The organism is Pseudomonas sp. LFS074 (assembly GCF_047978165.1).
GTDB lineage: Bacteria > Pseudomonadota > Gammaproteobacteria > Pseudomonadales > Pseudomonadaceae > Aquipseudomonas > Aquipseudomonas putida_P.
The window spans coordinates 1-7,840 of record NZ_JBFPFV010000008.1; the positions used below are offsets into that span (position 1 = coordinate 1).

General features: G+C 55.8%; 9 protein-coding genes. 6 read left to right on the forward strand and 3 right to left on the reverse strand.

Translation table 11 applies throughout. From position 1 onward, the window contains the following. Positions 1-317, reverse strand: a 317-nt coding sequence (locus tag ACNQP3_RS29005; RefSeq protein ID WP_416470696.1) for a HupE/UreJ family protein, incomplete at its 3' end; no start/stop codon positions are given. Between the two features lie 512 nt (positions 318-829). Between ACNQP3_RS29005 and ACNQP3_RS29010 the strand changes: the two genes are divergently transcribed. From ACNQP3_RS29010 to ACNQP3_RS29020, 3 genes are read left to right on the forward strand one after another with little or no spacing between them, the layout of a single operon-like run. After that, positions 830-1,138, forward strand: coding sequence for a metal-sensing transcriptional repressor (locus tag ACNQP3_RS29010; RefSeq protein ID WP_012316917.1), 309 nt, complete (start codon positions 830-832; stop codon positions 1,136-1,138). Positions 1,139-1,142: 4 nt separating this feature from the next. After that, positions 1,143-1,583, forward strand: coding sequence for a YqaA family protein (locus ACNQP3_RS29015; protein ID WP_012316918.1), 441 nt, complete (start codon positions 1,143-1,145; stop codon positions 1,581-1,583). Next, the gene (locus ACNQP3_RS29020; protein WP_012316919.1) at positions 1,580-2,311 is read left to right on the forward strand and encodes a TraX family protein; all 732 of its coding nucleotides are present in this window, start codon (positions 1,580-1,582) and stop codon (positions 2,309-2,311) included. The genes ACNQP3_RS29015 and ACNQP3_RS29020 overlap by 4 nt, the downstream gene beginning before the upstream one ends. A 72-nt stretch (positions 2,312-2,383) precedes the next feature. Here ACNQP3_RS29020 and ACNQP3_RS29025 read toward each other — a convergent pair whose 3' ends face one another. Further along, on the reverse strand, positions 2,384-2,515 hold the full coding sequence (locus ACNQP3_RS29025) for a YHYH domain-containing protein (protein WP_016489890.1): 132 nt from the start codon (positions 2,513-2,515) through the stop codon (positions 2,384-2,386). Between the two features lie 283 nt (positions 2,516-2,798). After that, positions 2,799-3,482 carry a hypothetical protein gene (locus ACNQP3_RS29030; protein ID WP_177336881.1) on the reverse strand — a complete coding sequence of 228 codons (684 nt, stop codon included), beginning with the start codon at positions 3,480-3,482 and terminating at the stop codon, positions 2,799-2,801. Positions 3,483-4,978: 1,496 nt separating this feature from the next. On the opposite strand from ACNQP3_RS29030, the gene ACNQP3_RS29035 reads away from it, so the two are divergent. The 3 genes from ACNQP3_RS29035 to ACNQP3_RS29045 all read left to right on the forward strand — a co-directional run. Next, positions 4,979-6,466, forward strand: a complete 1,488-nt coding sequence (locus tag ACNQP3_RS29035) for a SulP family inorganic anion transporter (RefSeq protein WP_009684101.1) — start codon at positions 4,979-4,981, stop codon at positions 6,464-6,466. An 11-nt stretch (positions 6,467-6,477) separates the two neighbouring features. Further along, positions 6,478-7,329, forward strand: coding sequence for a universal stress protein (locus ACNQP3_RS29040; protein ID WP_264316680.1), 852 nt, complete (start codon positions 6,478-6,480; stop codon positions 7,327-7,329). Positions 7,330-7,421: 92 nt separating this feature from the next. Beyond that, positions 7,422-7,840: NUDIX hydrolase (locus ACNQP3_RS29045; RefSeq protein WP_416470697.1), on the forward strand; the 419-nt coding region annotated here is incomplete at its 3' end.

Here is a 7,840-nt window from a genome sequence, read left to right on the forward strand (position 1 = left end):
GTGACCGAATGTCCAACGGCGAATAGCGTGACGTAGAGGCCCACGTCCTTGAGGCGGTAGAGGAAGAAGATGACGCCGAACAGGAACAGCAGGTGGTCATAGCCCGTCATCATGTGCTTGGCGCCCATGTAGATGAACGGGATCAGCATGACCCCCGAGCTTTCCTGGATGAATCCCTTGTCGCCTTCCGCTACGGCGTGTGCCAATGCCTCCGGCATGCCGATAAGCAATGACGCGACGAACAGGAACAAGAGGCAGATGGGATGGCGTGCACGCACAGCGAGCAAGCTCCCACCCGTTATCGAGTGTAAACGCATGGATCAATCCTTTTTGCAGTGATCGAGAGCCGCAAAGCGGCCAGGGTCAGGAAGCAAAAGCAGGACGAGGTGGGCGTTCGATTCGGAAGATAGGCGGGTGTGGTACCGAGTTGCCTGACCAGGCCAATGGCATGGACGGGCCGAAGATAGGTGTCAGTTGCGCAGCAGAAGAGAGCTGAGGGGTCTCGTGCTGGTGGTCGGGCGTGAGCGGGGCATGATAGTGGTCAGTGCAATGCGCGCAGCTCCATGAGGCCTCGCCATGGTCATGCCCATGCTTCATGTTCCCTGCTTCTTGGGCAGCGACTTGAGTCGGTACTGCCAACGAATAGGCGTGCCCCGTCCAGGCCAGCATAACGGCCATAGCCAAAGCCACGAGGATGGCTGATGACAGGAAACGACGGGACATTCAGATGCCTATGACGCTGATTCAACAGCAACGTTGCACGTTTGACCTAACCCCCTGGGGGGGATAGCATCGCCAGCGTAATGTATCGCCGACAGAGACTCAAGATATGTCCGATGATCACCAGCACGATGATGAACAGGGCCATGCCCATACTCACCAGAGCCATGAGGCGATCATCAAGCGCCTGAAGCGTGCAGACGGCCATCTGCGCAGCATCATTGCCATGATCGAGGATGGGCGCGAGTGTGTAGACATTGCCCAGCAACTGCATGCGGTTGAAAAGGCCGTCTGCCAGGCCAAGCGCACGCTCATCCAGGACCATATCGACCACTGTCTTGAGGACTCGGTTGCAGCCTTGAGCAAGGGCGATCGATCGGCCCTGGACGAATTCAAGCAAATTACCAAGTACCTGTAGGGCCGTGTTCGAGCTCACCAGCTACCTCGGCCTGTTTCTGGCAGCTTTTGCGGCCGCCACGCTGCTACCCATGCAGTCAGAAGCCGCGCTGGCCGCGATGCTAGTGTCTGAGCTGTACCTGCCCGTGGCGCTTGTCGCGGTGGCTACCGCCGGCAATGTGCTGGGTTCCGTGGTTAACTGGTTTTTGGGTCGAGGCGTCGAGCACTTCAAGCACAAGCGCTGGTTCCCGATTAGGGAGTCCAAGCTGGAGAAGGCACAAGTCTTCTACCAGCGCTATGGATACTGGTCACTGCTATTGAGCTGGGTACCCATTATCGGCGATCCAATTACGTTGGTAGCCGGGGTCATGCGCGAGCCACTTTGGCGGTTCACACTGTTGGTGACCTTGGCCAAGGGTGGGCGGTACTTGCTACTGACTCTTTTGGTACTCGGGAGCATGCCGTGACGTCAGATCCCATCCGTCACAGAGAGCGGCACACGGGCCAGGACCTGATCAAGTGGATCGCCTTGATTACGATGGTGCTCGATCACATGCGGTTGGCCTGGCCGGCTACCAGTAACCTGTTTGTCTTAGGCCGACTGTCCTTTCCTTTGTTCTGTTTGGCGGTGGCCATCAACGTTTCGCGGAACCAGCCTGGTGAGTTGTTTATCCGGAGTAATGGCCGGTATCTCGCCCTTTTGGTGTTGTTTGCGGCGCTATCAGAAGTGCCATACCGGATGGTCAGCACCTCAGGCACATTCAACGTCCTGGTCACGTTGGCGTTGGGTCTGCTGGTCGCTTGGGGAGTGCAGCACCGGACGCTCGAAAGCCTGGTACTGGCCGGCGGGGCGATTCTGGCTGCCTATTTGCTGAGCGAGCCGTTGATGTTCGGCTTTTATGGAGTGTTCGTGCCGGCAGCTCTGGTGCTCGCGATCAAGCGCCCCGAACTTTTCGCGTTACTGCCCGTCGCACTCTGTGCTGCTGCCAACTCTCGAACTGGCCTGTTCGAGCAAGCAGCGCAACTAGAACCATTCGCCATCCTCGCACTGTCGACCGCCGCTCTTGCACCTCTGCTCGGTTTGGCGCTGTTCTGGGCCCCATTGCCGTTCAAGGTCGTGCCTGTCAAACAGTGGAGCTATTGGTTCTACCCCGGCCACCTGGTGGCGCTACTGGGTATTCGCAACTTGCTTTAGCTGCTGGCTTTGCTTCTATGGCTGGCATCCTCAGGGTCAAGAACACCAGCGCTGAAGGACCTGCGGACCGCCTTAGTGACAGTGGCGCTCGCCCGTTTTGTGGTTGGTGTGGCAACCCTTGGAGTCGGTACCGCCGCTATGTGCGAAGGCAGTGACCGAGGAGAACGACAGGACTGCTGCGATCACGAGGTAAACGATTTTCATCAGGCTACTCCATGCTTGGTTTTTGTACGTGGCTTCGGCCACCGGCGAAGATTATGGCTAATTGCCTTCATACGGCAAGCGGCTGCGTCCCCGACGAGGTGTGGTCCAATGAAAGGGGTAATTACGGGCGTCGGGCTGGAGCCCGTGGAATTAAACGCTGCGAGAGTTTTAATTCTCTAAATCCAATCGTCCCGAGTCCCGTATACACCTACAGGCCTCCTAATGAGGCCCAAAGAGTGGTGAACTGGCGCTTGCGCTACAGCGCAGAACCCGATACGGGGAGCTAGTTGAAAAGCTCCAAGAAACGGCTGAAATTGACGGCAGCTATGGCAAGGCCACTCAGTACGATAACTGTCGTGTAGATCGGATGGTCTTTGACGATTTCAATCAACACAACAGGGTGCACCCCGTTCCGCTCGTACCATTTGGATTTCGTCTTCAAGGACTTGTCATGTGTCCGTTCGAAGAAGTTCGCAAACATATCGAGCTTCCTCAAGGTCGATTGATGCATTTTTATGTACTCAGCGTTCACAAAGGCGGCAGCCTCATCAGCGCCCGGCAGCGCGTCTTGGTCGCTGGCATTGTTGAGTTCAGCTAATGCCATGATCCTGCCTTTCCTTCCCTTGCTATCGGCATGCGGGGCATAATTTCTTCCATACAACGCAACCAGCTCACGCGCAAGGTCAACCTTCTTGTCATCCGGCAGCTCTACGGGTTTGCCGCCGAGTACCCGGAAGCGATGCTCAAGCGCAAAGAACCCGAAATTTTCGTCTCGCATATTCCAGTGCAGGAAACGGCAATCCTTGTGCTTATCAAGCCATTGGAAAAAGCCTTTGAGCATCGACTTTTCGAATTTATTGAGCTCTGCTTGCATGCTGGAGAGCTGTTTGCTGAGCTCTGCTTCTTTATGGATGGACCATGATTTGGTCTGGCCGGTTTTTAGGTTTCGTGTGGCGATGGAGGTCACACGTTTCGACTCCCCCGTATCGTTCTGATAAAACGATTCGCAGGAGTAGTGGATTACGTAAACTCGGTTCGCGTCGAGGTAGAGGTCTTCGATTAACGCTCTGCTCCTTTTGCGATCCTTTACCCGATCTAGCTCTGCTCCCACCACCTTCCCCTCAACCCAGTGCAATGTAGGCGAAGCTGGTGATTCTGCCCTCAAATGTGAGTACCCGCTAGATTTACCCCTAGCTTTGCCTTTGACTCTCCCTGAGGGTATACCGCCTGGGGATAACCAGCTTGCTTTGTCTTGGCGGATTGCCCTGCCGATTGACGTGGCCCACATAAGCCGCTTCAAATGCCGTCAGAACGCAGGACCATTCGCTCCCGTCGAGCTGGCTGGTGGGCGTGAGCCAAGAGGCGTATCCTACAAGCGCTTGCTCCGAGACTTGTTGGCCTACAGCCTCCCCTTGGAGACATCTGATAGCCCGCCGCCGAGGCGGGCTTCTTTGCTACCAGATCTGTACAGCAGCGCCTTTGGTTGGCTAGCTGCCCAAGCTAGGCTCTGCCAGAACGCATGCCCATAAGCGGTCTACCTGTCTCCCTAGGCACGCCGGTTATCGACGTACCCAAATCTTTTATCAGGCGCATGGAAAGCAGGCGGAGGTTTGGCGAAATTCGCTTACGCAGTCATTGCTTCGCAGGAATCTGCGCAGGTCATACAGGCCTGTGCGCATTGCTGACAGTGGTCAGCATCTCGGTGCGAAGGCCTGCCCGATCATTTAAGGCTGGAAAATCACTGCTTCTGAATGCTCACGATTTCGCGACGCTTCCCCCCATACGGAACCCAAATTTCACCTTGTCTCCTACGTTCAAGCCCTTCAGCTGTGCAGGCTCAGCTTGGATCCGTCCCTGAAAACGTTATGGAGTCATGAAAATGATTCCTCGACAGATCAGCGCCCAGCCGCGTGCCATCGCCCCGCTGCTACGCAGAACGATGGTGTGAAATTAAGAGGGAGTCAGACGCGGGGAGGACGCCATGGATCGGGGGGGAGAACCTGTCGCTATGCCTACAGCATAGGTATCGGCAGGTCGTGGGTAACCGTCTGGCCAACTCCACCCCTCAGCACACAGACCAGCTCGGACAAGAACGGGTGGAAAACAAAGCCTTGCCCGCAGGTATACCCATTGAATAAGCCTGTATCTGACGTAGGTCATGCAGAGCCTGCCAGCGGGTCGCAATCGACGATGGCTTCATTGTATACTTCGGCTCCGCATACCCCTTGAGCTACAGGAACATCAGCATGACTGTACTCCAAACGATCTACTGGCAGCCTACGCCGCCTTAGCGCTACGCCCCCTCGCAACAACCTGCTTCCGCTAGCCTCGCTCGCGGGTGCTCACTGCTGTACGCCTGGTTTTACACCTTAAGCACACAGCAAAAAATCCTCAAAATTTGAATTTGTATCGATTCGCTCGCCACTCCCTTGGCGTGCGCGATGCTTTGCCTTGGATATTTATATGCTGCAAAAACTTAGACAAACGTGGTTTTCCAACGTCCGTGCCGACGTGCTCGCGGGGCTGGTGGTCGCACTCGCGCTGATCCCGGAAGCCATCGCCTTTTCCATCATCGCCGGGGTAGATCCCAAAGTCGGTCTCTACGCCTCCTTCTGTATCTGTGCTGTCATCGCCTTTGTCGGCGGGCGCCCCGGAATGATCTCGGCGGCGACAGGCGCCATGGCACTGCTGATGGTTACGCTGGTAAAAGAGCATGGACTCCAGTACCTGCTGGCCGCGACGCTACTATGTGGCGTACTTCAAATCCTTGCCGGCTACCTGAAGCTCGGCTCGTTGATGCGCTTTGTTTCACGCTCGGTAGTCACCGGCTTCGTAAACGCATTAGCGATTCTGATTTTTATGGCGCAATTGCCTGAGCTGACCAATGTCACCTGGCATGTCTATGCCATGACCGCTGCGGGCCTGGGAATCATCTACCTGTTCCCGTATGTACCGAAAATCGGCAAGGTGATTCCCTCTCCATTGGTGTGCATTCTGACGCTGACTGCCATCGCCATTTACCTCGGTTTGGATATCCGCACCGTCGGTGACATGGGCCAACTGCCTGATACGCTCCCGATCTTCCTCTGGCCTGAAGTTCCGCTGAATTTTGAAACCCTGCGCATCATTTTCCCGTACTCGGCTGCGTTGGCAGTAGTGGGTCTACTCGAATCAATGATGACCGCGACCATCGTCGACGACCTTACCGACACCACCAGCAACAAAAACCGCGAGTGCAAAGGCCAGGGTGTGGCCAACATCGCTGCCGGCATGCTTGGCGGCATGGCAGGTTGCGCCATGATCGGCCAGTCGATCATCAACGTGAAATCTGGTGGCCGCACCCGTCTCTCGACATTGTGTGCCGGCGTTTTCCTGCTGCTGATGGTGGTATTTCTTGGCGAGTGGCTCTCCAAAATCCCTATGGCGGCACTCGTGGCTGTGATGATCATGGTGTCCATCGGCACCTTTAGCTGGGATTCCTTGCGTAATCTGAAAGAGCATCCGCTGTCGACCAACCTCGTCATGGTGGCGACCGTCGTGGTCGTCGTGGCCACTCACAATCTGGCTTACGGCGTACTGGTAGGTGTGCTGCTGGCCTCCCTGTTCTTCGCAAACAAGGTCGGGCACTACCTGGATATCAAGAGCACTCTTGAAGAGACGAAATCGCATCGGACTTACCGCGTCGTGGGCCAGGTGTTCTTTAGCTCTGCGGACAAGTTCACTGAGGTTTTTGACTTCAAGGAGGCGCTCAACAAGGTCACCATCGATCTCACACAGGCGCATTTCTGGGATATCACCGCCGTCGCAGCGCTGGATAAGGTCGTGATCAAGTTCCGACGCGAAGGCGCTGAGGTTGAAGTGCTCGGTCTCAATGAAGCCAGCGCGACAATCGTTGACCGCTTCGGCGTGCATGACAAACCCGGTGCCATCGACAAGCTCATGAGCCACTAAGGAGAACGACAATGACCCGCGTAATGGCATGCATTGATAACTCACAATCCTCATTGGCGGTCTGCGATTACGCAGCATGGGCCTCGCAACGACTCAGCGCTCCCCTGACCTTGCTTCATGTGCTGGATAAGGAGAAATATCCTGCATCCGCTGACCTCAGCGGCAATATCGGTCTCGGTAGCAGAGAACATCTGCTGGAAGAGTTGGCCATGCTGGATGCGCAGCGGGCAAAACTGGCGTTGGAGCATGGGCAGCACATGCTTGAAAAAGCTCGCGAGCGAACAGTTCACTCTGGCGCCATGTCACCTGATATGAAGCAGCGCCATGGCCATCTCGTCGAGAGCCTGAGCGATCTCCAAGACGATATTCGGTTACTGGTGATTGGAAGAGTCGGTGAGGACAGCACGCGCAGTGCCCAAAGTCTTGGCAGCCAGATTGAAGCGATAGTCCGAACTATCCACCGCCCCACCCTGATTACAACCAGCCATTTCAGGAAACCTGAAACGGTCATGGTGGCATTTGACGGCAGCGCAACAGGCCACAAGACCTTACAGATGCTTGCTTCAAGCCCGCTGTGCGAAGGCCTGCCAATTCATATCGTCATGGTTGGAACGGATTCTGAAGACAACCAGAACGCGCTGGAGAAGGCACGAACCACGCTTGCGTCTTCCGGCTCGCTGGTGCATTCCGAGATCCGCCCAGGCGAAGTAGAGTCCACACTGCATGCGTATCAGGCAGAGCACGGCATTGACCTCTTGGTCATGGGGGCGTACGGGCACTCACGCATCAGGCACTTTCTGATAGGCAGCACGACCACGACGATGCTGCGTACATCCACTGTACCCTTATTGCTGCTTCGCTGAGCCAGTTCCACTGGCCACAGTATTTCCAGAACTGAGGAAATACCGTGGCCACCCTGGACGATGACTAACTGATCTTGCCGCTACGAGACCACATGCAACTCATAACTGAAATTGTTCACCCCGAGCTGAAATCCAAGCAGGGCAGAGTATTCCGTCGACATGCAGCTCGCGGCATCGTGATGCGGGGTGAACAGATCCTGTTGCTGTTCACCGAGCGCTATAACGATTTCAGCTTTCCTGGAGGCGGCCTTGATGGTGACGAGGACATTGTCGCAGGCCTGAAGCGTGAGCTTGAGGAAGAGACTGGTGCTCGTGAAATACAGGTGCTCCAGCACTACGGTTACATCGAGGAGTACCGGCCCTACCAAAAGCCACAGTACGATCTGATGCACATGACCTCGCATTTTTATCAATGCGAAGTAGCGCCCCAGCTAGAGCCGGTGAGAATGGAAAGCCACGAAATCGCTAATGGTATGCGGCCTGTCTGGATCAACCTGCATGAAGCCATCGC

Coding starts and splice junctions, on each gene's coding strand:
- ACNQP3_RS29010 (WP_012316917.1), top strand. CDS start 830: ATGTCCGATGATCACCAGCACGATGATGAACAGGGCCATGCCCATACT.
- ACNQP3_RS29025 (WP_016489890.1), bottom strand. CDS start 2,515: ATGAAAATCGTTTACCTCGTGATCGCAGCAGTCCTGTCGTTCTCCTCG.
- ACNQP3_RS29035 (WP_009684101.1), top strand. CDS start 4,979: ATGCTGCAAAAACTTAGACAAACGTGGTTTTCCAACGTCCGTGCCGAC.
- ACNQP3_RS29040 (WP_264316680.1), top strand. CDS start 6,478: ATGACCCGCGTAATGGCATGCATTGATAACTCACAATCCTCATTGGCG.